Genomic DNA, 23864 nt, shown 5'->3' on the forward strand with positions numbered 1-23864 from the left:
TGTGTTGGCCGGCCATAACGGACAACAAAGATTTTCAGACTGCCAACAAAAAGCCCACCAATCGGTGGGCTTCGTGTTTTCACAGCGCTATCAGAAGTACTTCATCTTCGGCGCTTCTTCTTTCAACGGCTCGTTCTTCGCCGTCTGTTCGTTCCAGCCACCACCCAGGGCCTTGTACAGGTTGACCTGGCTGACCAACTGCGCCAGACGGTCGGTGATCAACACCTGTTGCGCACTGAACAGCTGACGCTGGGCATCGAGGAAGGTCAGGTTGCTGTCGACACCGATGCGGTAGCGACGCTCGGCCAGGCGGTAGTAGTCCTGGTTGGCATTGACGAAATCTTTCTGCGCCTGCAACTGCTGGACGTAGGTCTGGCGGGCGGCCAGGCCGTCGGCGACTTCCTGGAAGGCCGTTTGAATGGACTTCTCGTAGTTCGCCACGCCAATGTCTTTCTGGATCTTCGAGTAATCCAGGCTGGCGCTCAGGGCGCCGGCGTTGAAGATCGGCAGGTTGATTTGCGGCTGGAACAACCAGGTGCCCGAGCCACCCTTGAACAGACCGGACAGGTCCGGGCTCAGGCTGCCCGCATTGGCTGTGAGGCTGATGCTCGGGAAGAACGCAGCCCGCGCCGCGCCGATGTTGGCATTGGCGGCCTTGAGGTTGTACTCGGCCTGAAGGATGTCCGGACGACGATGCAGCAGGTCCGACGGCAGGCCGGGCGGAACGTCGCTCAGCAGGTCGTCGTCAAGCGGTTTGGCTGCTTGCAGGTTGGCCGGGACGCCGGTACCGAGCAGCAGCACCAGGCTGTTTTCGTCCTGGGCGACCTGACGGGTGTACTTGGCCAGTTGCGCACGGGCGTTTTCCACCGAGGTACGCGACTGCGCCAGGTCCAGGGCCGAGGCGACGCCGACTTCGTTGCTGCGGGCGGTGAGCTTGTAGCTCTCCTCGAAGGCAGCCAGGGTGTCCTGGGTCAGCTTGTACAGTTCCTTGTCGGCCTGCCAGGTCAGGTAGGCATTGGCCACGCTGGCCACCAGGCTGATCTGCGTGCTGCGGCGGCCTTCTTCCGTGGCGAAGTACTTCTGCAGCGCTTCTTCGTTCAGGCTGCGCACCCGACCGAACAGGTCGAGTTCGTAGGCGCTGACGCCAACAGTTGCCGAGTAGGAACTGGTGATGCCTGCTTCGCCGGTCTGCGAAGCGTCAGCCGGAAGCCGCTGACGGCTGCCGGTGCCGTTGGCCGAGACGGCCGGGAACAGATCGGCACGGGAGATGCGGTATTGAGCCGCAAACGCGTCGATGTTCAGGGCCGCGACACGCAGGTCACGGTTGTTTTCCAGGGCCACCTGGATCAGCTGTTGCAGCGCCGGGTCATGGAAAAACTGCTTCCAGCCCTGCTCGGCAGCCGCTTGCGCCGGTGCCTGGGCCGGCGAGTATGCCAGGCCCTGCGGGTACTGGCCCGCCACCGGCGCTTCGGGCTGCTGATAATCAGGTATCAGCGAGCAGCCACCGAGCACGAAGGCGGCGACTGCCAGGGAGAGTAGCGACTTGCTCATTGGCCAGCCTCTTTAGGAGTTTCAGTAGCATCATCCTGGTCGGCGATTTTGCGCTGGCCTATGGACGACACGGTGACGAAGAACAGCGGGACCCAGAAGATCGCCAGCACAGTCGCCGTGATCATACCGCCGATCACGCCGGTACCGATTGCATGCTGGCTACCGGAACCTGCGCCCGTGGATATCGCCAGTGGTACCACACCGAGGACGAAGGCGAGCGAGGTCATGATGATCGGTCGCAGACGCATGCGGCAGGCCTCGATCGCTGCATCGCGCAGGCTACGCCCTTGTTCGTGCAGTTCCTTGGCAAATTCGACAATCAGAATGGCGTTTTTCGCCGCCAGACCGATAGTCGTCAACAAACCTACCTGGAAGTACACGTCGTTGGACAAACCGCGCAGGCTAGTGGCCATCAGTGCACCGATGATCCCCAGCGGCACCACCAACATCACCGCGATCGGAATCGACCAGCTTTCATACAACGCCGCCAGACACAGGAACACCATCAGCAGCGACAGGGCGTACAGCGCCGGTGCTTGCGAACCGGACAGACGCTCTTCATACGACAGGCCGGTCCATGAAATACCGACACCCGCCGGCAGTTTCCTGGCGATGGCTTCGACTTCGAGCATGGCTTCACCGGTGGAGTATCCCGGAGCCGGGGCGCCGAGGATTTCCATCGCTTCCACGCCGTTGTAACGGGCCAGTTTCGGCGAACCGTAGATCCACTCGCCCTTGGCGAACGCCGAGAACGGAACCATGGTGCCGGTGGCGTTACGCACGTACCACTTCTGCAGGTCTTCAGGGCTCATGCGAGCACCGGGCTGGCCTTGCACGTAAACCTTCTTCACACGACCGCGGTCGATGAAGTCGTTGACGTAGCTACTGCCCAAGGCAATCGACAACGTGTTGTTGATGTCAGCGATGGTCACGCCCAGGGCGCTGGCCTTCTCGTCATCGATCTCCAACTGGTATTGCGGTTCGTCGTTCAGGCCGTTCGGACGGACCTGGGACAGGATCTTGCTTTGCGCCGCCATGCCGAGGAACTGGTTGCGCGCCTGCATCAGTTTTTCGTGGCCGATACCGGCACGGTCCTGCAGGAACACGTCGAAACCGGTGGCGTTACCCAGTTCCAGTACCGCTGGTGGCGCGAAGGCGAACACCATGGCATCGCGGAAGGTGAAGAAGTGCTGCTGGGCACGGGCCGCCACCTTGAACACGTTGTTGTCGGCGTTACGTTCGTCCCACGGACGCAGCATGATGAACGCCATGCCCGAACTCTGGCCACGGCCGGCGAAGTTGAAGCCGGTCACGGTAAACACAGAGTTCACCGCATCGCCTTCGCCGCCATCCTTGCCAGGGCGCAGCAGGAATTCACGCATTTCATCCACCACCACCTGGGTGCGCTGGGCCGTGGAGCCGGCCGGGGTCTGCACCTGGGCGAACAGTACACCCTGGTCTTCTTCCGGCAGGAACGCCGTTGGAATGCGGGTGAACAGCCAGATCATGCCCACCACGATCAGCAGGTACGCCAGCAGATACGGGATCTTGCGCTGCAGGATATTGCCGACACCGCGTTCGTAGCCGCGAACGCCGCGGTCGAAATTGCGGTTGAACCAGCCAAAGAAACCACGCTTGGGTACACCATGCTCGCCTTTCGGGATCGGTTTGAGCATGGTGGCGCAAAGCGCCGGGGTGAAGATCAGCGCGACCAGTACCGACAGGGCCATGGCCGAGACGATGGTGATCGAGAACTGCTTGTAGATCACACCGGTGGAGCCGCTGAAGAACGCCATCGGCAACAGAACCGCCGACAGCACCAGGGCGATACCGACCAGTGCGCCCTGGATCTGGCCCATGGATTTCTTGGTGGCTTCCTTGGGCGACAGGCCTTCTTCGCTCATTACCCGTTCGACGTTTTCCACCACGACGATGGCGTCGTCCACCAGCAAGCCGATGGCCAGCACCATGCCGAACATGGTCAGGGTGTTGATGCTGAAGCCGGCGGCCGCGAGGATCCCGAACGTACCGAGCAATACCACCGGCACAGTCATCGTGGTGATGATGGTGGCGCGGAAGTTTTGCAGGAACAGGAACATCACCAGGAACACCAGCGCGACCGCTTCGACCAGGGTGTGAACCACGCCTTTGATCGATTCGGTCACCACCGGGGTGGTGTCGTACGGGAACACCACTTCCATCCCTTCAGGGAAGAACGGCTTGAGGCTGTCGATGGTCGTGCGCAGGGCTTTTGCGGTGTCGAGAGCGTTGGCACCGGTGGCCAGTTTCACCGCCAGGCCGGAAGCCGGGGCGCCGTTGAACTGGGCGTTGATGCTGTAGTTCTCGCCACCCAGACCGACTTCGGCGACATCCTTGAGGCGAACCTGGGAGCCGTCCTTGTTGACCTTGAGCAGGATCTTGTCGAATTGCTCTGCGGTCTGCAGGCGGGTCTTGCCGATGATGGTTGCGTTCAGCTGGGTGCCGGGCAGGGCAGGCAGGCCGCCGAGCTGGCCGGACGACACCTGGACGTTTTGCGCGGCGATAGCGGTCTTGACGTCGATCGGGGTCAGGTTGAAGTTGTTCAACTTGGCCGGGTCGAGCCAGATACGCATGGCGTACTGCGAACCGAACACCTGGAAGTCACCGACACCGGCGGTCCGCGAGATCGGGTCCTGCATGTTCGACACGATGTAGTTGGACAGGTCGTCCTTGGTCATGCTGCCGTCACGCGACACCACGCCGATCACCAACAGGAAGTTCTTCACCGCCTTGGTGACGCGGATACCCTGTTGCTGCACTTCTTGCGGCAGCAGCGGGGTGGCCAGGTTCAGCTTGTTCTGGACCTGAACCTGCGCGGTATCGGAGTTGGTGCCTTGCTCGAAGGTCGCGGTAATGGTCATGGTGCCGTCGGAGTTACTTTCCGACGAGACATAACGCAGGTGGTCGATACCGTTGAGCTGTTGCTCGATCACCTGAACCACGGTGTCCTGAACCGTTTGTGCCGAAGCACCCGGGTAGGTCACGGAGATCGCAATCGCCGGAGGCGCAATGCTCGGGTACTGGTTGATCGGCAACCGGAGGATCGATAGTGCCCCGACCAACATGATCACCAGGGCAATTACCCAGGCGAAAATCGGACGGTCGATAAAAAATTTCGACATGGTTTACTCCCCTTTGCCGCCAGACGCTTTATCAGCTGCCTGGGCGGGGGCCGGGTTCTTTGCGGCTACGTTGGTCGCTTCACTGGCCTTGACTTCGATGCCGGGTTTGACGAATTGCAGACCTTCGGTGATCAGGCGATCGCCGGCCTTCAGGCCGTCTTCGATCAGCCATTGATTGCCGACGGTGCGGTTGGCCTTGAGTTGACGCAGTTCGACCTTGTTGTCCGGGCCGACAACCAGTGCGGTTGGCGTCCCCTTGAGATCGCGGGTCACGCCTTGTTGCGGGGCCAGGATCGCCGCGCTGTTCACACCGGCCAGCAACTTGGCGTGCACGAACATGCCAGGCAGAAGGGTGTGCTCAGGGTTCGGGAAGATGGCGCGCAGGGTGACAGAACCGGTGGTCTGGTCAACCGAGATTTCGGAGAACTCCAGCTTGCCGTCCAGCTTGTACTCGCTGCCGTCTTCGAGGGTCAGCTTGACCGAGGCTGCGTTATCGCCGGCCTTTTGCAGGCGACCGCTTTCCAGCTCACGGCGCAGTTGCAGCAACTCGACCGAGGACTGCGTCACGTCGACGTAGATCGGGTCGATTTGCTGGATCACCGCCATCGCGTCGACCTGGGCATTGCTGACCAGCGCGCCTTCGGTCACCGAGGAGCGGCCGATGCGGCCGGTCAGCGGGGCATAGACCTTGGTGTAGCGCACGTTGATCTGTGCGGTCTGCAGCGCGGCTTCCGATTGCAGGCGATTGGCCACGGCAGTGTCGTATTCCTGACGGCTTACGGCTTGTTCGTCGACCAGTTGCTTGTAGCGGTCGGAAATCGACTTGGTCGAACGCAGGTTGGCTTCGGCGCTGGCGAGCGTTGCTTCATAAATCGACGGGTCGATCTGATAGAGCTGCTGTCCGGCCTTGACGTCACTGCCTTCCTTGAACAGGCGCTTGAGAATGATGCCATTGACCTGCGGGCGGACTTCGGCAATGCGGAACGCACTGGTACGGCCTGGCAGATCGGATGTCAGGGTGAAAGCTTGCGGTTGCAGAGTCACGACGCCGACCTGAGGCGGTGGGGCGGCCGGTGCTGCCTCTTCCTTTTTGCATCCGCTGAGCAGCGATGCCAGGGCGACGGCGGCGACCAGAGCGGTAACAGCTGGCTTGAATTGCATGAAAATCCTCGGGTCAGGCGCGCAAGGTGCGCACTAGAAAGGTGGAAGGTTGAAAAATGTTTGCCGAGTGGATAAGTAGCTTGCTAAGGAATATACTTACGTACATGGCTGTTTGTAAATACCCAGGCTATGTACCCGCGCCGTTACACAAGCCGTTGAAAGGTTGAAATTGTAGGCCGGGGACGCCCCCCAGAACGTTCGCCCCACTTTTATTCAGCCGATGTTCAGGCATCGCTGAAGCACCCTGATTGAGGTTGTACTGCCATGGTCCGTCGTACCAAAGAGGAAGCTCAGGAAACCCGCGCGCAAATTCTCGTGGCGGCCGAAAAGGCCTTTTACGAGCGAGGCGTGGCGCGCACCACCCTGGCGGACATCGCGACCCTGGCCGGCGTCACTCGAGGGGCCATCTACTGGCATTTCAGCAACAAGGCGGATCTGGTGCAGGCCATGCTCGACACCCTGCATGAGCCGCTGGAAGAAATGGCCAAGGCCAGCGAGAGCGAAGACGAACTCGATCCCCTGGGCTGCATGCGCAAGCTGTTGATTCATTTGTTTCATCAAATTGCGCTGGACCCGAAAACCCGACGCATTAACGAGATTCTTTTTCATAAGTGCGAATTCACCAATGAAATGTGCGATCTGCGCCAACAACGGGTGTCAGCCAGCCTCGAATGTAATGAGCGGATCGGCCTGGCCCTGAGCAATGCCGTGAACCGTGGCCAGTTGCCGGAAAACCTCGACACTGCCCGCGCCGCGATCAGCTTGCATGCTTATATTGATGGCATCCTGTACCAGTGGCTGCTGGCCCCCGACAGTTTTGAATTGCACGCCGAAGCCGAGCGTTGGGTCGATACCGGTCTGGATCTGTTGCGCTTTAGCCCCAGCCTGCGCAAATAAAGCAAAATGCGTAATCGGCGCCTTGTGTGTCAACCGTTGAAGCCGAAGATGAACAGTTCTTCACGCGCCCTTCCACAATGGGGTGCTTTTATATACTTACACTCGGCAGGTTGACAGGTAGCAAGCTCAGTAATTTGTAGTGAATTTGTGTCGAGTGCTGTGAGTACCTGCCGATGATCGTGGGGATAGTGTCAAACCGTCACATATTAAAAAGCCCCGGCTCTTTCGAGTCGGGGCTTTTGGTTTTCAACAGTTGTCGATTACAGCGTCGGGTAGTCGATGTAACCAACCGGACCCGGGGCGTAGAACAGTTCCGGGCGCGCTTCGTTCAGCGGTGCATCAGCCTTCAAACGTGCCGGCAGGTCAGGGTTGGCAATGAAAGGTACGCCGAATGCGACTGCATCGGCCTTGCCGCTGGCGAGCAACGCGTTGGCGCTGTCCTTGGTGAAACGCTCGTTGGCAATGTAAGGGCCGCCGAAGGCTTCCTTGAGTTGTGGACCGAGGCTGTCGGCACCTTCTTTCTCCCGCGAGCAGATGAAGGCAATGCCACGCTTGCCCAGTTCGCGAGCGACGTAGGTGAAGGTTTCGGCCAGGTTGTCGTCACCCATGTCATGCAGGTCGGCGCGTGGCGACAGATGCACGCCCACACGGCCGGCCCCCCAGGTTTCGATCGCCGCGTCAGTCACTTCCAGCAGCAGGCGGGCACGGTTTTCCAGGGAGCCGCCGTAGTTGTCGGTGCGTTGGTTGGTGCTGCTTTGCAGGAACTGGTCGAGCAGGTAACCGTTGGCGGCATGGATTTCCACACCGTCGAAGCCGGCGGCCTTGGCGTTCTCGGCACCGACGCGGTAAGCGTCGACGATGTCGGCGATTTCAGCGGTTTCCAGGGCGCGCGGCACCGGGAAGTCGGCCAACGGACGCACCAGGCTGACGTGGCCCTTGGGCTGGATGGCGCTCGGGGCGACCGGGGCTTCATCGTTCAGGTACAAACCGTGGGAAATGCGACCCACATGCCACAGTTGCAGGAAGATCTTGCCGCCCGCGCCATGGATCGCCTTGGTCACGTTGGACCAGCCACGCACCTGATCGTTGGACCAGATGCCTGGGGTGTCCGGGTAGCCGACGCCCATTGGCGTGACCGAAGTGGCTTCGCTGAGGATCAGGCCGGCGGAGGCGCGTTGCACGTAGTACTCGGCCATCAGCGCGTTGGGCACGCGACCTTCGTCGGCGCGGCAGCGGGTCAGTGGCGCCATGATGATGCGGTTGGCCAACTCGAGGTCGCCCAGTTTGATCGGATCGAAAATAGTCGTCATTTAATGGCTCTCTTTTGGAGATCAGTTAGAAGTAGCTGGGGCCAGATCGGGATTGCCGCTCTGACGGAAAGTAATCAGGGTCACCAGCAGGGCGAGTACCGCCAGTACGGCTGCCGCGAGGGGCACGCTGGTCAGGCCGAAGCCGTGGGCGATCACGCTGCCGCCGACCCAGGCACCCACGGCGTTGCCGATGTTGAAAGCGCCAATATTCAGGGTCGACACCAGGTTCGGTGCGGCCTTGCCGAAGGTCACCACGTTCACTTGCAGCGCCGGTACGGCGGCGAAGCACGCGGTGGCCCAGAGGAACAGGGTGATTTCGGTCGGGATCAGCGCGACACTGGTCCAGGTCAGCACGGTGGACACCACGGCCATGGTGATGAACACGCCGATCAGCGTCGCGGCCATGCCTTTGTCGGCCAGCTTGCCGCCGATGATGTTGCCGACCGTCAGGCCCAGACCGATGAGCATCAGGGTCCAGGTCACGCCACGGGGCGAGACGCCGGTCACTTCACCCAGCAGCGGGGCGACGTAGGTGAACAGGGTGAACACCGACGCGGCAAACAGCGCGGTCATGCTCAGGGACAACCAGATACCGCCGCCCTTGAGTGCGGCCAGTTCGGCGCGCATGTCGAGTTTTTCTTCATCACGCTTGGCCGGCAGGAAGCGGATCAAGCCGATCAGTGCGATCACACCGATTACGGTCACGGCCCAGAAGGTCGAACGCCAGCCGGCTTCCTGACCGAGGGCGGTGCCCAGCGGTACGCCGAGGACGTTGGCCAGGGTCAGGCCGGTGAACATCAGGGCCACGGCCGAAGCGCGTTTGTTCGCAGGCACCAGTCCGGCGGCTACCACCGAACCGATACCGAAGAAGGCGCCGTGGCACAGGGCGGTGACCACACGGGCGAACATCAGGACGTTGTAGTCGCCGGCGACTGCGCAAAGCAGGTTGCCGACAATGAAGATGCCCATCAACGCCACCAGGGCTGCCTTGCGCGGCAGTTTGGCGGTGGCCAGCGCCATGAACGGCGCACCGATGGCCACGCCCAGGGCGTAACCGGTCACCAGCCAGCCGGCACCGGGAATCGACACACCGAGGTCAGCCGCCACGTTGGGCAGCAGGCCCATGATGACGAACTCGGTGGTGCCGATGGCGAAGGCGCTCAAGGCCAGGATGAGTAGCGAGAGGGGCATTGGTTAATTCCTTGTCGGCTGGCTGACGTTAAGGGTCAGAGCTCTTTGTTGAATATGCGGAGGAACTCCTGAATGGTTTCCTCGTTACGTTTGAAAAAATGCCACTGGCCGACTTTACGGCTGCTGATCAGGCCGGCGCGTTGCAGGGTCGCCAGGTGTGCGGACACCGTGGACTGCGACAGGCCGCAACGTTGATCGATCTGCCCGGCGCAAACGCCGTGCTCGTTACTATGGGACTGGTCGGGAAATTCGACGGTCGGGTCCTTGAGCCAGTGCAGGATTTCTCGCCGTACTGGGTGTGCCAGGGCTTTTATTATTTCGTCGAGATTGATGGTCATGATGTGGGCTCGTGATGTTTAAAACGCTATATCGCGATGAGGCGAACTTTAAATCGGTATTTCGCGATATACAAATATGATTTGGCTCTGACCAGCTCGCATTTCGGTATATCGAGTTATAACGATATGGTGAGTGTAACAAGACAAGGGGGCAGTGCTAAGCTGCGCCCATGAACTATCTCGCACATCTTCACCTCGGTGGCCAGCGTCCTGGCCAATTGCTCGGCAGTCTGTATGGCGATTTCGTCAAGGGACGGCTGCAAGGGCAGTTCGCTCCGGAAATCGAGGGGGCTATCCAGTTGCACCGCAGCATCGACGTGTTCACCGATCGCCATCCGCTGGTGGACGTCGCGTTGTCGCGTTTTTCCCTGACCCGTCGTCGCTACGCGGGGATCGTGCTCGACGTGTTTTTCGACCATTGCCTGGCTCGTGACTGGACTCTGTACGCCGACCGGCCGCTGGAGCTGTTCACTTCAGACGTGTACCGGGTGCTGTCCAGCGAACGACAACTGCCGGAGCGGCTGGCGAAGATTGCGCCGCACATGGTGGCCAATGACTGGCTGGGTTCGTATCAGGAATTCGAAGTGCTGGAGCAGGTGTTGCGCGGGATCTCGCGGCGCCTGACCCGGCCGGAAGAGCTGGCGGCGGCGATGCAGGAGTTGCGGCGGTTGTATGAACCGTTGAGCGAGGACTTTCGGTTGTTCTATCCGCAGTTGCAGGATTTTGCCCGGAACTATCCAACACCATAGAACCCCTGTGGGATCGCCGCACCGCCGCTCCCACAGGGTTTACTGTTGAATCGGAGATTGAATCAAGCCGCAATGGCAGGGCGCATCGGTGCGCGCTGAGGTTCTGCGACAGCTCCAAACAACGCCTTCTGCACCGCCTGCTGTGCCTCGAACGCCAGGGCCGCGCGTTCCCGACCTTCGCAAGCGATTGGCTTGAGCAGATGAATCTCCACGCCGCCACGGTCATTGGCAAACAAGCGCATCAGATGCGAAAGCAAGTCATCGTCGCCAATGAACGGCGCCAGCGCGCAAGGCTGGCCGTCGCGCACATAACGAATCGCCACCGGCTGCATCGCCACTTCGGAATCGATGGCGGCGGACAGCAAGCGGCCGTGGAAAGTACGCAGCGAACGGCCGTCGGTGGTGGTGCCTTCCGGAAACATCAGCAGGGGGTGTGCCTGTTCCAGGTGACGGGTCATCTGCTTGCGGATCAACTGGCTGTCACCCGAGCCACGGCGGATAAACAGGCTGCCGGCCTTGGCCGCCAACCAGCCGGCCACCGGCCAGGTGCGCACTTCGGCCTTGGACAGGAACGACAGCGGCGTGAGCATCCCCAGCAACGGGATGTCGGTCCAGGACACGTGGTTGCTGACCCACAGCATCGGCGTCTTCGGCAGCTCGCCGTGGACGGTCACGTCGAAGGGCAGGGCGTTGCTCAGGCGGGCCATGAAAAAACGCGACCAGCGCTGACGACGCGCCATCGAGTGGGCCAGGCCCAGGCGCTCGAACAGCCCGAACACACTGGCCATACAAAGGCCCAGCGTCACCACCAGCAGCACTCGCGCGATTCGCGCGTACACCCGCAGCCGGCTCATTACACAGCCGCCTTGAAGTGTTTGGCGTAACGCGGGCACAGCTCGTCGCGTTTGAGCAGGATGAACACGTCGGCGACCTGGAAATCTTCGTCCCAGCATGGCTCGCCGCAGATCTTGGCGCCCAGGCGCATGTAGGCCTTGAGCAGCGGTGGCATTTCGGCGATCACGTTCGAAGGGATGGCCAGGCTCGGCAGCGGGTTTTTCGGTTCGGCGCGCAGGTGTTCGGTGCACAGGTAGCGTTCGCGCAGACGCTGCATGATCGCGTGGGCCTGTACACCGCCGTCCTGCATCGGAATGCTCGCGCAACCCATCAGGTAGCTGTAGCCGCCCTGGTTCAGGACTTCGGCCAGTTCGCCCCAGAGCACGGCGATGGTGCCGCCGTTGCGGTAGGCCGGGTCGACGCAGGTGCGACCGATTTCCAGGATCGGGCCTTGCAGGTGCACCAGGCCGTGGAGGCTGAATTCTTCTTCGCTGTAGAATTTGCCCAGGCTGCTGGCAGCCGTGTGGTCGAGCAAACGGGTGGTCGCCACCAGACGGCCGGTATTCAGGTCACGCACACCGATGTGGGCGCAGTGAACGTCGTAGTCATCCATGTCCAGACCCAGTTCCGCGCCTTTCAGCTTGGCGTTGAACTCACCGCTGAACACGTTGAAGCGCAAGGCCTGGGCCTCCTGCAATGCCTCGGCGCCCACCAGGCGTTCGGCTTGCAGGCGGCGTTCGTTGCCGGTGTCGCTGATGCGGGCGATCTGAGTCATGGCGAATCTCCGTGCGGGCTGCTCACCTGTCTTTGGGCTACAGCGAATCGACTTGTCTAGCCGTGTTGTGCAAAGTCAGGCTATGTAGCCCCGGTGTCATCGCCATTAAGCTTTGGTGATGCTTATATGACAGCCCTCGAGGAGCCCCTTATGCCCTGGCAAACCCTGTTGTACCGCCGTGATCGCTTGCCCGCCAACCCGGATCTGGCCGAAGGCTTCGCGACTTTGTTGCAGCAGTTGGGCACGGTCGCGCCGTTTGAACTGGCGGTGCTTGGCGGGCGGCTGATGGCGACGCCGGGGCTGGCGTTTCTGGTGGGGTATCAGGCGGCCTTGCGCATGCTCTGGCCAAGCGCGCCACTGAGCCTGGGTGCGCTGTGCGCCACCGAACAGCGCAGCCTGCGCCCGGCCGACATGCAAACCCGGTTGAGCGGTTTGCGCCTGAGCGGACGCAAGGATTTCGTCACCGCCGGTAATGCAGCCGACTGGCTGCTGGTGGCTGCGCGCAGTGAGGAGCCCGGCGCAGATCCACGCTTGAGCCTGGCGGTGATCTATCGCGACGAGCCGGGTGTGCGGGTGGAAAAGCTGGCGCCGATCCCGTTGATGCCGGACATCAGCCATGGCCGCCTGTTTCTGGATAACGCGCTGTGCGAGTTGCTCGCGGGGGATGGTTGGGACGCGTACGTCAAACCGTTCCGCACGCTGGAAGACATCTATGTACTGAGCGCCATGACGGCGTGGTTGTATGGCGTCGGTCAGGAATGCGATTGGCCGCAAGGCTTGCAACTGCGATTGCTGGGGTTGCTGGCGGGGTGTGCGGAAGCCAGCCGCCAGCCACCGACCCATCCGGCCGGGCATGTGATGCTTGGCGGGTTGTTTGCTCTGTTCGATGGGCTCAAGGCTGAGGTGAATGAAGCGCTGGCTGGAGGGCCTCCAGAGTGGGCGACGATGTGGCAGCGGGATCAGGCGGTGATGGATTTGGCGGCAGGGGCTCGGGGCAAGCGGTTGGCCAAGGCAATGGCAGACCTCTGACGATTCCGGGTAGGAGCTGCCGAAGGCTGCGATCTTTTGATCCTGTTCTTTTTGGTATGGCCAAAGAGCAAAATCAAAAGATCGCAGCCTTCGGCAGCTCCTACAAGGGTCGCGTGAGTGTCATTTAACTGGGCTAGGCTGATCCGGTTATTCCCTGTGAGCCCCCGCCATGCCCAAAGGCTTGTCCCTGATTTTCCTGCTGTTGCTCAGCCTCACGGCCCAGGCTGAAAACTGGCCCGCCGAGCAATGGCCGACCGCCCCGACGCCCGCTGGCCCGGCGCTTCAAGCCCTGGAAGCCTATGCCTTCCCACCCCGCGACGACACTACTCGCCAGGGCATTCGCACCGATGCCTTGCTGGTGATCCGCGACGGCCAGTTGATCTACGAACGCTACGCCGGCCCGACGACGGCCGAGACGCCGCACCTGACCTGGTCGATCAGCAAGAGCCTGATGGCGACGGTCCTCGGTGTGGCCTACGGCGAAGGCTTGTTCAAACTCAGCGACCCTGTGGTGAAGTTTTATCCGCCCCTGCAAAAATACCCCGACATGACCATGGCCGACCTGCTGCACTGGGCCTCGGGCCTGGACTGGCAGGAAGACTACGAATACGCGCCGCTAAAGTCTTCGGTGGTGGCCATGCTCTACACCCGTGGTCACCACGACATGGCGGCGTTCACCGCGGCCCATGCGGAGTACGCAGCGCCCGGCCAGGCATTTCGCTACTCCAGCGGTGACAGCAACCTGTTGTCCGCCGCATTGAAAACCATCGTCGGCCCCAGCCGCTATCCCGACTATCCGTGGACTGCGCTGTTCGAGCCGCTGGGCATTCGCCATGCCATTTGGGAAACCGATGACACGGGCACTTTCGTCGCTTCTTCCTATGCCTACCTCACTGCAAGGGACCTGGCCCGGGTCGGTCTGTTGATGGCCCGCGAGGGGCGCTGGGCAGACAAGCAATTGCTGCCCAAGGACTGGGTGGCGTTCAACCGCGAGCCGTTCACTCACTATCACGCCGGTCAAGACGATGCCGTCCCCGGCGGCCAGTGGTGGCTCAATCGAGCTGTTGAGGGCGTGGCACGACCCTGGCCCGATGCCCCCGCCGACACCTTCGCCGCGTTGGGTCATTGGGGCCAGGCAATGTATGTGATCCCCAGTGAACAACTGGTGATCGTCCGCTACGGCGATGACCGCGACGGTCGTTACCGGCACAACCAATTGCTGCAGCTCGCGCTCAAGGCCTTTGCCGGGAAGGTGCGGCCATGAGCGGTTTCATTCGTCGTCGACCGGTCAGTTCCCTGTTGCTGATCCTGCTGATCGCCTTGCTCGGCTGGATCTGGCATGAGCGGGTGGCGTTGTGGGCGTTCCCCGACATCATCAGCGCCTACACCGCCAAGGAATACTGTTCGTGCCGCTACGTGATGAACAACGACGCCGAGTACTGCCGCGGCTATGTGAAACAGTGGCTGCCCGCCAGCGGCTTTACCGATGACCCGTTCGGCAAGCGCGTCACGGTCAGCGGCATGGGCCGCAGCAACAGTGCGGCGTGGATCGGCGAGCGCCAGGGCTGCCGCTTGCGGCCCTGATTTCCCTTCAGGTTCCACTCTGTGGAACCACATTCGATTGTCCTGGCGCGCGACTCGCGGTTATCTGGCGGTGAGCGCGACCTGCTGTCGCGAAATCACAGCGAACAACAAGAACGGGACTACACCCGGCCCGAGGACAATCGTCATGACCCGATATCAGCACATCCTTGCCTGGCTCAACGACGTGGCCAGCGACCTGCACGCCACCCGCCAGGACATCCACGCCCACCCGGAACTCGGCTTCGAGGAAAACCGCACTTCGGCGCTGGTGGCCAAATCCCTGGCGGATTGGGGCTACGAGGTGCATACCGGCATCGGCAAGACCGGTGTGGTTGGCGTGCTGCGTAACGGCAGCAGCCCGCGCAGACTCGGCTTGCGGGCGGACATGGACGCGCTGCCGATCAACGAGAACACTGGTGCAACCTACAGCAGCCAGCATCAGGGCTGCATGCACGCTTGTGGGCATGACGGCCACACCACGATGCTGCTGGGCGCGGCGCGCTACCTGGCGGCGACCCGCCAGTTCGATGGCACCCTGACGTTGATTTTCCAGCCTGCCGAAGAAGGCCAGGGCGGTGCCGAAGCGATGCTCGCCGATGGCCTGCTCGAACGTTTCCCCTGCGATGCGTTGTTCGGCATGCACAACATGCCGGGGCTACCCGCCGGCCATCTGGGGTTTCGTGAGGGGCCGATGATGGCCTCGCAGGATTTGCTTAACGTCACCATCGAAGGTGTCGGCGGCCACGGTTCGATGCCGCATCTGGCAGTCGACCCGCTGGTGGCGGCGGCCAGTGTGGTCATGGCCCTGCAGACCGTGGTCGCGCGCAACATCGATGCGCAGCAGGCGGCGGTGGTCACGGTGGGCGCGTTGCAGGCCGGGGAGGCGGCCAACGTCATTCCACAGCAGGCGATCCTGCGCCTGAGCCTGCGGGCACTGAATGCCCAGGTGCGCGAGCAGACCCTCGAACGCGTGCGCGCAATCATCGAATCCCAGGCCCGGAGTTTCGGATGCAGTTCGCGCATCGAACATCGCCCGGCCTACCCGGTGCTGGTCAACCACGCGGCCGAAACCGAGTTCGCCCGGCAGGTCGGTGTCGAGTTGGTTGGCGCTGATGCGGTGGACGGCAACACCCCCAAACTCATGGGCAGCGAAGACTTCGCCTGGATGCTGCAACGCTGCCCCGGCGCCTATCTGTTCATCGGCAATGGCGTGTCGCGGCCGATGGTCCACAACCCCGCCTATGACTTCAACGACGACATCCTGCTGACCGGTGCCGCGTATTGGGGCGCGCTGACCGAGAGCTGGCTCAAGCCTGCCTGACTCCTGGCACTTTCTACTGCCGCTGGACCGGGTGCGCGCTGCCGTGCCCGCCGTTTCCCAACAGGTTTCTGGAGAGCTCCCCATGCACACTTCGAGCACAGGCGTTTCGCGCACCCGGCAGGTGGTCGCCGCGGTTATCGGCAACGCGCTGGAATGGTATGACTTCATCGTTTACGGCTTTCTGGCCAGCATCATCGCCCGGCAATTTTTCCCCTCTGACGACGAATACGCATCCTTGCTGATGGCCCTGGCAACTTTCGGCGTCGGCTTCTTCATGCGTCCGGTGGGCGGCATCCTGCTGGGGATGTATTCGGACCGCAAAGGACGCAAGGCGGCGATGCAGATGATCATTCGCCTGATGACCGTATCCATCGCACTGATTGCGTTTGCGCCGAACTACGCCGCTATCGGCATGGGCGCGCCGCTGTTGATCGTGGTTGCGCGGATGCTGCAAGGCTTCGCCACAGGTGGCGAGTACGCCAGCGCCACGGCGTTCCTGGTGGAGAGCGCCCCGGCACACCGCAAGGGTTTGTATGGCTCGTGGCAATTGGTCGGGCAATGCCTGGCGGTGTTCTCCGGGGCGGCGATGGTCGCCTTGTTCACCCACCTGCTGTCCCCTGAGGCACTGGAGAGCTGGGGCTGGCGGATTCCGTTTGTGCTGGGCTTGCTGATCGGCCCGGTGGGCTTGTGGATTCGCAAGCACATGGAAGAACCGGAAGAATTTCTCGAAGCACGCAAACAGGCCAAAGGCGCGAGCCCAAGCCTGATGCAAGTGATCCGCGAACACCGACGCAGCATTCTGGTGTCCATGGGCCTGGCCTGTGGCGCGACCGTGTCGTTCTACGTGGTGTTGGTGAACATGCCGACTTTCGCCCATAAGAATCTCGGCCTGCCGCTGGATCAGGTGCTGCTGGTGCAAATGCTCGCGGTGGCGCTGATGACCGTGATCATTCCCTTGTCTGGCGCACTGTCGGACCGCCTCGGCCGCCGCCCGGTGTTGATGGCCTTCACCCTGGCGTTTTTCCTGATGGTTTATCCCTTGTACGTGTGGGTGGCGGCGGCGCCATCGGTGGAGCGTTTGCTGGTGATGCAACTGTTGCTGTGCAGTGCGATCGGTGGTTTTTTCGGCCCGGCTCCGACGGCACTGGCCGAGCAGTTCCCGATCGAAGTGCGCTCCACCGGGGTGTCGGTGGCTTACAACGTCGCGGTCATGGTCTTCGGCGGGTTCGCGCCGCTGATCGTCACCTGGCTGAGCAAGGTTTTGGCGACTCCGGTGGCGCCATCGTTCTACGTGTTGTTCGCCTGCTTGCTGACGTTGCTCGGCACCTACTGCATGCAGGAAGCACCACGGGCAAAAAGATCCGTTGAACTCAATCTTGGGGTGAAACCTTGAGCAGCAATCCGATTGTTGAAATGGAGGCCGATGCGCTGTCCCGGGCCATTCATGGGCGGCAGGTGTCCTGTCGCGAGGTGATGCAGGCGTATCTGGCGCAGATCGAACGCTTCAATCCACAGGTCAATGCGCTGGTGTCCCTGCGTCCGGCCCAGGCGTTGCTGGCAGAGGCCGACGAGCGTGATAGCGAACTCAACCGGGGTCAGTCCCGAGGCTGGATGCACGGCATGCCGCAAGCGGTCAAGGACCTGGCGGCCACCGCCGGTTTGCGCACCACCATGGGCTCGCCGCTGTTCGCCGAGCAGGTTCCGCAACACGACGCCATCAGCGTGGCGCGGGTGCGCGACTGCGGGGCGATCATCATCGGCAAGAGCAACGTCCCGGAGTTCGGCCTCGGCTCGCAAACCTACAACAGCGTGTTTGGCACCACCACCAACGCCTACGACCCGACCCTGGTTGCCGGCGGCAGCAGCGGCGGGGCGGCGGTGGCGCTGGCGTTGCGCATGCTGCCGGTGGCCGACGGCAGCGACATGATGGGCTCGCTGCGCAATCCGGCGGCGTTCAACAACGTCTATGGATTGCGTCCGTCCCAGGGGCGCGTGCCGTTCGGGCCCGGGCCGGAAATGTTCGTCCAGCAACTGGCCACTGAAGGCCCGATGGGCCGCACGGTCACCGATGTTGCCCGTTTGCTCGGCACCCAGGCCGGGTATGACCCGCGCGTGCCGTTGTCGCTGACTGAAGACCCGGGGATATTTCATCAGTCGTTGCAGCAGGATTTCAGCGATGTGCGACTCGGCTGGCTGGGGGACTACAACGGCTACCTGCCGATGGAGCCCGGCGTCATGAGCCTGTGTGAATCGGCGTTGCAGGACTTCGCCGCCCTGGGTTGCAAAGTCGAGGCCTGCCAGCCGGACTTCTCCCTGGAACGCCTGTGGCAAACCTGGCTGGTGCATCGCCACTGGCTGGTGCAAGGCAGCCTCGGCGGGTTGTATGCCGATGCGCAAAAACGCGAACGACTCAAACCCGAAGCCCGATGGGAAGTCGAGGGCGGGCTGCGTCTGACGGCGGCGGATGTCTATCAGGCCTCGGTCAGTCGCAGCGAGTGGTATCGAGCGCTGAACGAATTGTTCGAACGTTACGACTTCCTGCTGCTGCCTACCGCCCAGGTGTTTCCTTTTGATGCACAAACCCCTTGGCCGCGCGTCGTTGGCGGGCAGGCCATGGACACCTACCACCGCTGGATGGAGGTTGTCATCGGGCCGACCCTGGCCGGGTTGCCGAGCATGAATGTGCCGGTGGGATTCAACCAGGCCGGACTGCCGATGGGCCTGCAAATCATAGGTCGGGCCCAGGCTGACCGCGCGGTGTTGCAACTGGCGTTTGCCCATGAGCAGTTGACTCAATGGGTCAAGCGCAGGCCGCCCGGCTGTCTGCAAAATGCCTGAGACTGGCCGACAGGCCCGCATCTTGCTGCGCAAAGTGAACATCCATGTGCGCTTAGGGAGATCGAACCTATGGAGAGCAAGGCAGAATCCGGCAGCGTGCGTTCCGTCGAGCGCGCCCTGGCGATTGTCGAGTTGCTGGGTGAGCATCAGGCGTTGGGGCTGGAGGAGTTGCACTACTTGACGAACCTGCCCAAGGCCACGGTGTCGCGCATGTTGCTGACGTTGCAGGAGCGGGGCTGGATCTATCGCGGCCTGAGCGATCGGCGCTACCGGTTGTGCGCCAAGCGCCTGTTTGGTGACAGCCAGCAGCGCTTCAAGCGGCGCCTGGTGGAGAACGCCGCGCCGCTGTTGCTGGAGTTGAGCGAGCGCACCGGGCTGGTGGCGGACTTGTCGTGTTTTGATGGCGAGCGGATCGAGGTCATGGAAAGCGCGATTCCCACGGTGCTGCGCAAGCGATACCCGAACAACTGTCAGATCGTCGGCCAGCACGCCAGCCTGTTCCATTCGGCCATGGGCCGGGCGTGCCTGGGCGAACTGGACAGCCATGAAGTGGAGCGTCTGGCCAGCCGTGAGCGAGTGACGGACGAAGCCTTGTTCAACACCACTGAGCAGGCATTGCATCAAGGCTTCGGGCAGCGCACCGAGGGTTATTGGGAGTATCCGGTGCGCCTGCCGTTCCTGATTCGCGCGGTGGCCCTGCCGATCCGCACCGATGGCCGCCTGGTCGGCAGCATGGCGCTGCACTGGCCGATGGATCAGGCGCCGGTGGAGCGGGTACTCAACCTGCACCTCAACAGCCTGGCCGCGACCATTGGTAATGTGCAACAGGCGATGGCCTGAGTGGAACTTGTGATGGTTTAGAGACTCAAGGCAACACATTTCTTGCAACCTGTGTCAGGCCGGTTAAGGTTCAGCACAGGTTTCTCTGCCTGACGAGTCTCTATGTTCAAGCGCTCCGCCCTCCGATCCCTCGTTTTTCTGCTACTGACGGGTGCCGCATTGTCGGCCCGCGCCGACTGGTACCTCGACGGCGAGTCTTCGCGCCTGTCGTTTGTCAGCACCAAGAATGCCAATGTCTCTGAAGTGCAGCGCTTCCTGGTCCTGCACGGCAAAGTCGATCCCGAGGGGCTGGCGCAGGTGGAAGTCGAGCTGGAGTCGATCAACAGCGGCATCCCGCTGCGCGATGAGCGCATGCGCAAGGAACTGTTCCAGATCGACCGGTTTTCCGACGCCTTGATCACCACGAAAATCGATCTGCGCCCGATCAACGACCTCGCTCCCGGCGCGCAACTGGAGTTGCGCCTGCCGCTGACCGTCGACCTGCATGGTCAGAAACACACGTACAACGCCCAATTGCTGGCGACCCGGCTCGATGACCGGCGCTTTCAGGTGGTGACCCTCGAACCGCTGGTGATCAATGCCGAGGATTTCGATTTGGCTCCCGGGTTGGAAGCGTTGCGCAAAATGGCCGGCCTGTCGGCGATCAGTCTTTCAGTGCCGGTGAGTGCGGTACTGATATTCACGGCGCGCTGACATGGCCGGAGCGATTTTTCCCTGGCGTGAAGGCAACCACTTCGAACTGCTGATCGATGGTCCGCAATTCTTCCCGCGCATGCTGGTGGCGATTGCCCGTGCCGAAGAACAGGTCGAACTGGAGCTGTATCTGGTGGAGGCGGGTGCCTGCGCCGAAGCCATGGTCCAGGCGCTGGTCCAGGCTGCCGAGCGCGGTGTGCGGGTGCGTTGCCTGTTCGATGACTACGGCAGCCTCGCGTTCACACTGACCTTGCGACAGCGCCTGATGGCGGCCGGGGTCGAATTGCGTTTCTACAATCGCCTGAACTGGCGGCGCTGGGTTGGTAATTTCTACCGCGATCACCGCAAGCTGTTACTGGTGGACCAGAGCCTGGCCGTGGTCGGCGGCACCGGTGTCACCGACGAGTTCTGGACACCGGGCGAAGACGTCAGCGAATGGCACGAAGTGATGGTGGAAATCACCGGGCCGCTGGTGCTCGACTGGCAGTTGTTGTTCGATCGTCAGTGGATTGCCAACCGCCATCGACGTGCCTGGCGACCGGCCTCGCATTTCGGTCTGCCGCGCCTGCCACGGGTGCCGTCCGTCGGCGAGGGCATGGGTCGGGTGGCCTATGCCGACGCCCGTCAACACCGTGACATTCTGCAATCGCTGGTGCGTGCCCTGAACAGCGGTCAACGACGGATCTGGCTGGCCACGCCGTACTTTCTGCCGACCTGGAAAGTCCGCCGTTCCCTGCGCCGGGCCGCTGCCCGTGGCGTCGATGTGCGGTTGCTGCTGACCGGGCCCCGTACCGACCATCCGTCCGTGCGCTATGCCGGGCATCGCTACTACCCGCGACTGCTCAAGGCGGGGGTGAATATTTACGAATACCAGCCGTGCTTCCTGCACCTGAAAATGGTCCTGGTCGATGACTGGGTGAGCATCGGCTCGTGCAATTTCGATCACTGGAACCTGCGCTTCAACCTGGAAGCCAACCTGGAGGCCCTGGACCCCGGATTGACCCGCTCGGTGGCGGCGAGTTTCGAACGGGACTTTGGGTTGAGCGAGCAAGTCAGCCTGGAGGAATGGCAGCGCCGACCGCTGTGGAAACGGGTCAAGCAGCGGGTGTGGGGATGGGTGGATCGGGTGGTGGTGAATCTGCTGGATCGACGGGGATAACCCGTATTTTTTGACCACCACAAACCACTGTGGGAGCAAGCTCGCTCCCACAGGGTTATTGCGGTGTTTGATTAATTACAGCAACTCAAAACTCTGCTGCGTCACGTCCTCTGAATCCAGGCCGATCTGCACGTTGAACTTGCCCGGCTCCGCCGCGTACTTGAGCTGGGTGTTGTAGAACTTCAGATCGTCCTCGGTGATGGTGAAGTGCACGACTTTCTGTTCGCCGGCCTTGATCATCACCTTCTGGAAGTTCTTCAGTTCCTTGATCGGGCGGATCATCGAGCCTGCCACGTCCTGGATATACAACTGCACCACGGTTTCGCCGTCGCGCTTGCCGGTGTTTTTCACTGTGACGCTGGCGTCGAGCTTGCCGGTCTTGTTCAGCGTGGTCGACGACAGGGCCATGTCGCTCAGGCTGAAGTCGGTGTAGCTCAGACCGTAACCGAACGGGTACAGGGGACCGGTGGTGTCATCGAAGTACTGCGAGGTGTAGTTGCCCGGCTTGCCCGGGGTGAACGGTCGGCCAATGGTCAGGTGGTTGTAGTAGGTCGGAATCTGGCCTACCGAGCGCGGGATGCTGATCGGCAGTTTGCCCGACGGGTTGTAGTCGCCGAACAGCACGTCGGCGATGGCGTTGCCGCCCTCGGTGCCGCTGAACCAGGTTTCCAGGATGGCGTCGGCCTGTTCCTTCTCTTCGAGGATCGTCAGCGGACGGCCGTTCATCAACACCAGTACCAGCGGTTTGCCGGTGGCTTTCAGGGCCCGGATCAGCTCGCGCTGGTTTTCCGGGATGTTCAGGTCGGTGCGGCTCGACGATTCGTGGGACATGCCACGGGATTCGCCGACGGCGGCAACCACCACATCAGCATCCTTGGCCGCTTTTACCGCTTCGTCGATCAGCACCTTCGCCGGGCGCGGGTCATCCACCACTTCCGGGGCGTCGAAGTTGAGGAAGTTCAGGTAACCGAGGATTTTCGGGTCGCTGGTGATGTTGGCGCCCCGGGCGTAGATCAGTGTCGATTTGTCGCCCAGGGCGTTGGTCATGCCGTCGAACAGGGTCACCGATTGAGCAGGGCGACCGGCGGCGGCCCAACTGCCCATCATGTCGATCGGTGCCTTGGCCAGCGGACCGACCAGGGCAATTTTCGCTGTTTTCTTCAGGGGCAGGGTTTCGTTGCTGTTTTTCAGCAGCACCTGGCTGCGGCGTGCCACATCACGGGCCTCGGCGCGGTGCAGGCGGCTGTCGGCGTAGGTGTCGACCGGATCATCCTCGGCCTTGCCGATGCGCAAGTACGGGTCCTTGAACAGGCCCATGTCGTACTTGGCGCCGAGCACCGCACGCACGGCGTTGTCGATGTCGCTCTGCTGGATCTCGCCGGCCTTCAGCAGCCCTGGCAGCTCTTTGCCGTACAGGGTGTCGTTCATGCTCATGTGGATGCCGGCCTTGATCGCCAGCTTCGCCGCTTCGCGACCGTCGGCGGCAACGCCGTGCTTGATCAGTTCGAAAATCGCCCCGTGGTCGCTGACCGCCAGGCCCTTGAAGCCCCACTCCTTGCGCAGCAGGTCGTTCATCAGCCAGGTGTTGGCGGTGGCCGGCACGCCGTTGATCGAGTTCAGCGCGACCATGACCCCGCCCGCGCCGGCATCGATGGCGGCGCGGTACGGCGGCAGGTAGTCCTGGTACATCTTGACCGGGCTCATGTCGACCACGTTGTAGTCGCGGCCACCTTCAACGGCGCCGTACAGGGCGAAGTGCTTGACGCTGGCCATGATGCTGTCGGCGGCGTTGGCGCCCGTGCCCTGGAACGCCTTGACCATCACACCGGCAATGCGCGACACCAGGTAGGTGTCTTCGCCGAAGCCTTCGGAAGTACGGCCCCAGCGCGGATCGCGGGAGATGTCGACCATCGGCGCAAAGGTGATGTCGAGGCTGTCAGCCGCGGCTTCCTTGGCGGCGATGCGCCCGGACAGGCCGATGGCGTCCATGTCCCAGCTCGAGGCCAGGGCCAGCGGGATCGGGAAAATGGTGCGGTGGCCGTGGATCACGTCGTAGGCGAAGAACATCGGGATCTTCAGGCGGCTGCGCATGGCCGCGTCCTGCATCGGGCGGTTTTCCGGGCGGGTGATCGAGTTGAACGTACCGCCGATGTTGCCGGCCGCGATTTCCTTGCGGATCATTTCGCGCGGCATTTCCGGACCGATGCTGATCAGGCGCAGTTGGCCGATTTTTTCATCGAGGGTCATTTGCTTCATCAGGTTGCTGACGAAGGCTTCCTTGTTCTCCAGGGGTGCGGGCGTCGTGGCGGCCAATACGTTATGACTGGCCAGGCTGACGAACAGGCCCAGCAAACACAGCTTCTTCATGAATAGTTTTCTCAAGGGCCCAAACGGCGATGTACACGCCGGCCAGCCAAAATTTAGGGAGCGTCT

Annotated in this window: 20 protein-coding genes; 11 read left to right on the plus strand and 9 right to left on the minus strand. The window is 62.0% G+C overall.

The features are described from left to right. Nucleotides 1–90: 90 nt before the first annotated feature. Genes emhC through emhA form a run of 3 tightly spaced genes read right to left on the minus strand, consistent with a single transcriptional unit; the run spans nt 91 to nt 5873 of the window. A complete protein-coding gene (gene emhC, locus ASD95_RS20080; RefSeq protein ID WP_056720793.1) occupies nt 91–1551 on the minus strand; it encodes an efflux RND transporter outer membrane subunit EmhC in 1461 nt (486 codons plus the stop codon). Then, entirely contained in the window at nt 1548–4712 is a 3165-nt protein-coding gene (gene emhB, locus ASD95_RS20085) for an efflux RND transporter permease subunit EmhB (protein WP_056720791.1), read from the minus strand. Before emhB ends, emhC begins: the two co-directional genes overlap by 4 nt. Before the next feature lie 3 nt (nt 4713–4715). After that, nucleotides 4716–5873, minus strand: a complete 1158-nt coding sequence (gene emhA / locus ASD95_RS20090; RefSeq protein ID WP_056720789.1) for an efflux RND transporter periplasmic adaptor subunit EmhA — start codon at nt 5871–5873, stop codon at nt 4716–4718. A gap of 264 nt (nt 5874–6137) precedes the next feature. On the opposite strand from emhA, the gene emhR reads away from it, so the two are divergent. Continuing rightward, nucleotides 6138–6770 (plus strand): efflux system transcriptional repressor EmhR, encoded by a 633-nt coding sequence (gene emhR / locus ASD95_RS20095; protein ID WP_056720787.1) that lies wholly within the window; start codon nt 6138–6140, stop codon nt 6768–6770. A gap of 260 nt (nt 6771–7030) precedes the next feature. Here emhR and ASD95_RS20100 read toward each other — a convergent pair whose 3' ends face one another. From ASD95_RS20100 to ASD95_RS20110, 3 genes are read right to left on the minus strand one after another with little or no spacing between them, the layout of a single operon-like run. Then, nucleotides 7031–8080, minus strand: a complete 1050-nt coding sequence (locus tag ASD95_RS20100) for an alkene reductase (protein ID WP_056720785.1) — start codon at nt 8078–8080, stop codon at nt 7031–7033. Between the two features lie 21 nt (nt 8081–8101). Continuing rightward, nucleotides 8102–9271: an MFS transporter gene (locus tag ASD95_RS20105; protein WP_056720782.1), complete on the minus strand. Its 1170-nt coding sequence runs from the start codon at nt 9269–9271 to the stop codon at nt 8102–8104. Nucleotides 9272–9306: 35 nt separating this feature from the next. Beyond that, complete coding sequence (locus ASD95_RS20110) at nt 9307–9609, minus strand: ArsR/SmtB family transcription factor (protein WP_007976715.1); 303 nt, start codon at nt 9607–9609, stop codon at nt 9307–9309. 170 nt (nt 9610–9779) lie between these two features. Here ASD95_RS20110 and ASD95_RS20115 point away from each other — a divergent pair, with 170 nt between their 5' ends. Further along, entirely contained in the window at nt 9780–10358 is a 579-nt protein-coding gene (locus ASD95_RS20115) for an acyl carrier protein phosphodiesterase (protein ID WP_056720780.1), read from the plus strand. Nucleotides 10359–10420: 62 nt separating this feature from the next. Here ASD95_RS20115 and ASD95_RS20120 read toward each other — a convergent pair whose 3' ends face one another. Next, entirely contained in the window at nt 10421–11212 is a 792-nt protein-coding gene (locus ASD95_RS20120; protein WP_056720778.1) for a lysophospholipid acyltransferase family protein, read from the minus strand. After that, nucleotides 11212–11967, minus strand: a complete 756-nt coding sequence (olsB, locus tag ASD95_RS20125; RefSeq protein ID WP_046041475.1) for an L-ornithine N(alpha)-acyltransferase — start codon at nt 11965–11967, stop codon at nt 11212–11214. Before olsB ends, ASD95_RS20120 begins: the two co-directional genes overlap by 1 nt. A gap of 150 nt (nt 11968–12117) precedes the next feature. Between olsB and ASD95_RS20130 the strand changes: the two genes are divergently transcribed. The 9 genes from ASD95_RS20130 to ASD95_RS20170 all read left to right on the plus strand — a co-directional run bounded on the left by ASD95_RS20130 (nt 12118) and on the right by ASD95_RS20170 (nt 21431). Next, a complete protein-coding gene (locus ASD95_RS20130; protein ID WP_056720777.1) occupies nt 12118–12996 on the plus strand; it encodes an acyl-CoA dehydrogenase family protein in 879 nt (292 codons plus the stop codon). Between the two features lie 169 nt (nt 12997–13165). Beyond that, on the plus strand, nt 13166–14260 hold the full coding sequence (locus tag ASD95_RS20135) for a serine hydrolase domain-containing protein (RefSeq protein WP_056720775.1): 1095 nt from the start codon (nt 13166–13168) through the stop codon (nt 14258–14260). Continuing rightward, the gene (locus ASD95_RS20140; protein ID WP_056720773.1) at nt 14257–14580 is read left to right on the plus strand and encodes a hypothetical protein; all 324 of its coding nucleotides are present in this window, start codon (nt 14257–14259) and stop codon (nt 14578–14580) included. The genes ASD95_RS20135 and ASD95_RS20140 overlap by 4 nt, the downstream gene beginning before the upstream one ends. Nucleotides 14581–14725: 145 nt before the next feature. Next, nucleotides 14726–15901 carry a M20 aminoacylase family protein gene (locus ASD95_RS20145; protein WP_056720771.1) on the plus strand — a complete coding sequence of 392 codons (1176 nt, stop codon included), beginning with the start codon at nt 14726–14728 and terminating at the stop codon, nt 15899–15901. 82 nt (nt 15902–15983) lie between these two features. Then, nucleotides 15984–17294: a citrate-proton symporter gene (locus ASD95_RS20150; protein ID WP_056720769.1), complete on the plus strand. Its 1311-nt coding sequence runs from the start codon at nt 15984–15986 to the stop codon at nt 17292–17294. Further along, entirely contained in the window at nt 17291–18739 is a 1449-nt protein-coding gene (locus tag ASD95_RS20155) for an amidase (protein ID WP_269083132.1), read from the plus strand. The genes ASD95_RS20150 and ASD95_RS20155 overlap by 4 nt, the downstream gene beginning before the upstream one ends. Nucleotides 18740–18808: 69 nt before the next feature. Continuing rightward, nucleotides 18809–19579: an IclR family transcriptional regulator gene (locus tag ASD95_RS20160; RefSeq protein WP_056720768.1), complete on the plus strand. Its 771-nt coding sequence runs from the start codon at nt 18809–18811 to the stop codon at nt 19577–19579. Between the two features lie 102 nt (nt 19580–19681). Further along, nucleotides 19682–20272: a YceI family protein gene (locus ASD95_RS20165; protein ID WP_056720766.1), complete on the plus strand. Its 591-nt coding sequence runs from the start codon at nt 19682–19684 to the stop codon at nt 20270–20272. 1 nt (nt 20273) lies between these two features. Next, a complete protein-coding gene (locus ASD95_RS20170) occupies nt 20274–21431 on the plus strand; it encodes a phospholipase D-like domain-containing protein (protein ID WP_056720764.1) in 1158 nt (385 codons plus the stop codon). Nucleotides 21432–21506: 75 nt separating this feature from the next. Here the strand turns inward: ASD95_RS20170 and bglX are convergent, their stop codons facing one another. Further along, on the minus strand, nt 21507–23798 hold the full coding sequence (gene bglX / locus ASD95_RS20175; protein WP_056720762.1) for a beta-glucosidase BglX: 2292 nt from the start codon (nt 23796–23798) through the stop codon (nt 21507–21509). Nucleotides 23799–23864 lie beyond the last annotated feature (66 nt).

It is taken from the genome of Pseudomonas sp. Root71, from assembly GCF_001429045.1.
GTDB lineage: Bacteria > Pseudomonadota > Gammaproteobacteria > Pseudomonadales > Pseudomonadaceae > Aquipseudomonas > Aquipseudomonas monachiensis.

Excerpts from the sequence above, each read along its gene's own strand:
- ASD95_RS20110 (WP_007976715.1), bottom strand. The coding sequence starts at position 9,609 with ATGACCATCAATCTCGACGAAATAATAAAAGCCCTGGCACACCCAGTA.
- emhC (WP_056720793.1), bottom strand. The coding sequence starts at position 1,551 with ATGAGCAAGTCGCTACTCTCCCTGGCAGTCGCCGCCTTCGTGCTCGGT.
- bglX (WP_056720762.1), bottom strand. The coding sequence starts at position 23,798 with ATGAAGAAGCTGTGTTTGCTGGGCCTGTTCGTCAGCCTGGCCAGTCAT.
- olsB (WP_046041475.1), bottom strand. The coding sequence starts at position 11,967 with ATGACTCAGATCGCCCGCATCAGCGACACCGGCAACGAACGCCGCCTG.
- ASD95_RS20135 (WP_056720775.1), top strand. The coding sequence starts at position 13,166 with ATGCCCAAAGGCTTGTCCCTGATTTTCCTGCTGTTGCTCAGCCTCACG.
- ASD95_RS20170 (WP_056720764.1), top strand. The coding sequence starts at position 20,274 with ATGGCCGGAGCGATTTTTCCCTGGCGTGAAGGCAACCACTTCGAACTG.
- ASD95_RS20150 (WP_056720769.1), top strand. The coding sequence starts at position 15,984 with ATGCACACTTCGAGCACAGGCGTTTCGCGCACCCGGCAGGTGGTCGCC.
- ASD95_RS20115 (WP_056720780.1), top strand. The coding sequence starts at position 9,780 with ATGAACTATCTCGCACATCTTCACCTCGGTGGCCAGCGTCCTGGCCAA.
- emhR (WP_056720787.1), top strand. The coding sequence starts at position 6,138 with ATGGTCCGTCGTACCAAAGAGGAAGCTCAGGAAACCCGCGCGCAAATT.
- ASD95_RS20140 (WP_056720773.1), top strand. The coding sequence starts at position 14,257 with ATGAGCGGTTTCATTCGTCGTCGACCGGTCAGTTCCCTGTTGCTGATC.
- ASD95_RS20160 (WP_056720768.1), top strand. The coding sequence starts at position 18,809 with ATGGAGAGCAAGGCAGAATCCGGCAGCGTGCGTTCCGTCGAGCGCGCC.
- emhA (WP_056720789.1), bottom strand. The coding sequence starts at position 5,873 with ATGCAATTCAAGCCAGCTGTTACCGCTCTGGTCGCCGCCGTCGCCCTG.
- emhB (WP_056720791.1), bottom strand. The coding sequence starts at position 4,712 with ATGTCGAAATTTTTTATCGACCGTCCGATTTTCGCCTGGGTAATTGCC.
- ASD95_RS20120 (WP_056720778.1), bottom strand. The coding sequence starts at position 11,212 with ATGAGCCGGCTGCGGGTGTACGCGCGAATCGCGCGAGTGCTGCTGGTG.
- ASD95_RS20130 (WP_056720777.1), top strand. The coding sequence starts at position 12,118 with ATGCCCTGGCAAACCCTGTTGTACCGCCGTGATCGCTTGCCCGCCAAC.
- ASD95_RS20165 (WP_056720766.1), top strand. The coding sequence starts at position 19,682 with ATGTTCAAGCGCTCCGCCCTCCGATCCCTCGTTTTTCTGCTACTGACG.
- ASD95_RS20100 (WP_056720785.1), bottom strand. The coding sequence starts at position 8,080 with ATGACGACTATTTTCGATCCGATCAAACTGGGCGACCTCGAGTTGGCC.
- ASD95_RS20105 (WP_056720782.1), bottom strand. The coding sequence starts at position 9,271 with ATGCCCCTCTCGCTACTCATCCTGGCCTTGAGCGCCTTCGCCATCGGC.
- ASD95_RS20145 (WP_056720771.1), top strand. The coding sequence starts at position 14,726 with ATGACCCGATATCAGCACATCCTTGCCTGGCTCAACGACGTGGCCAGC.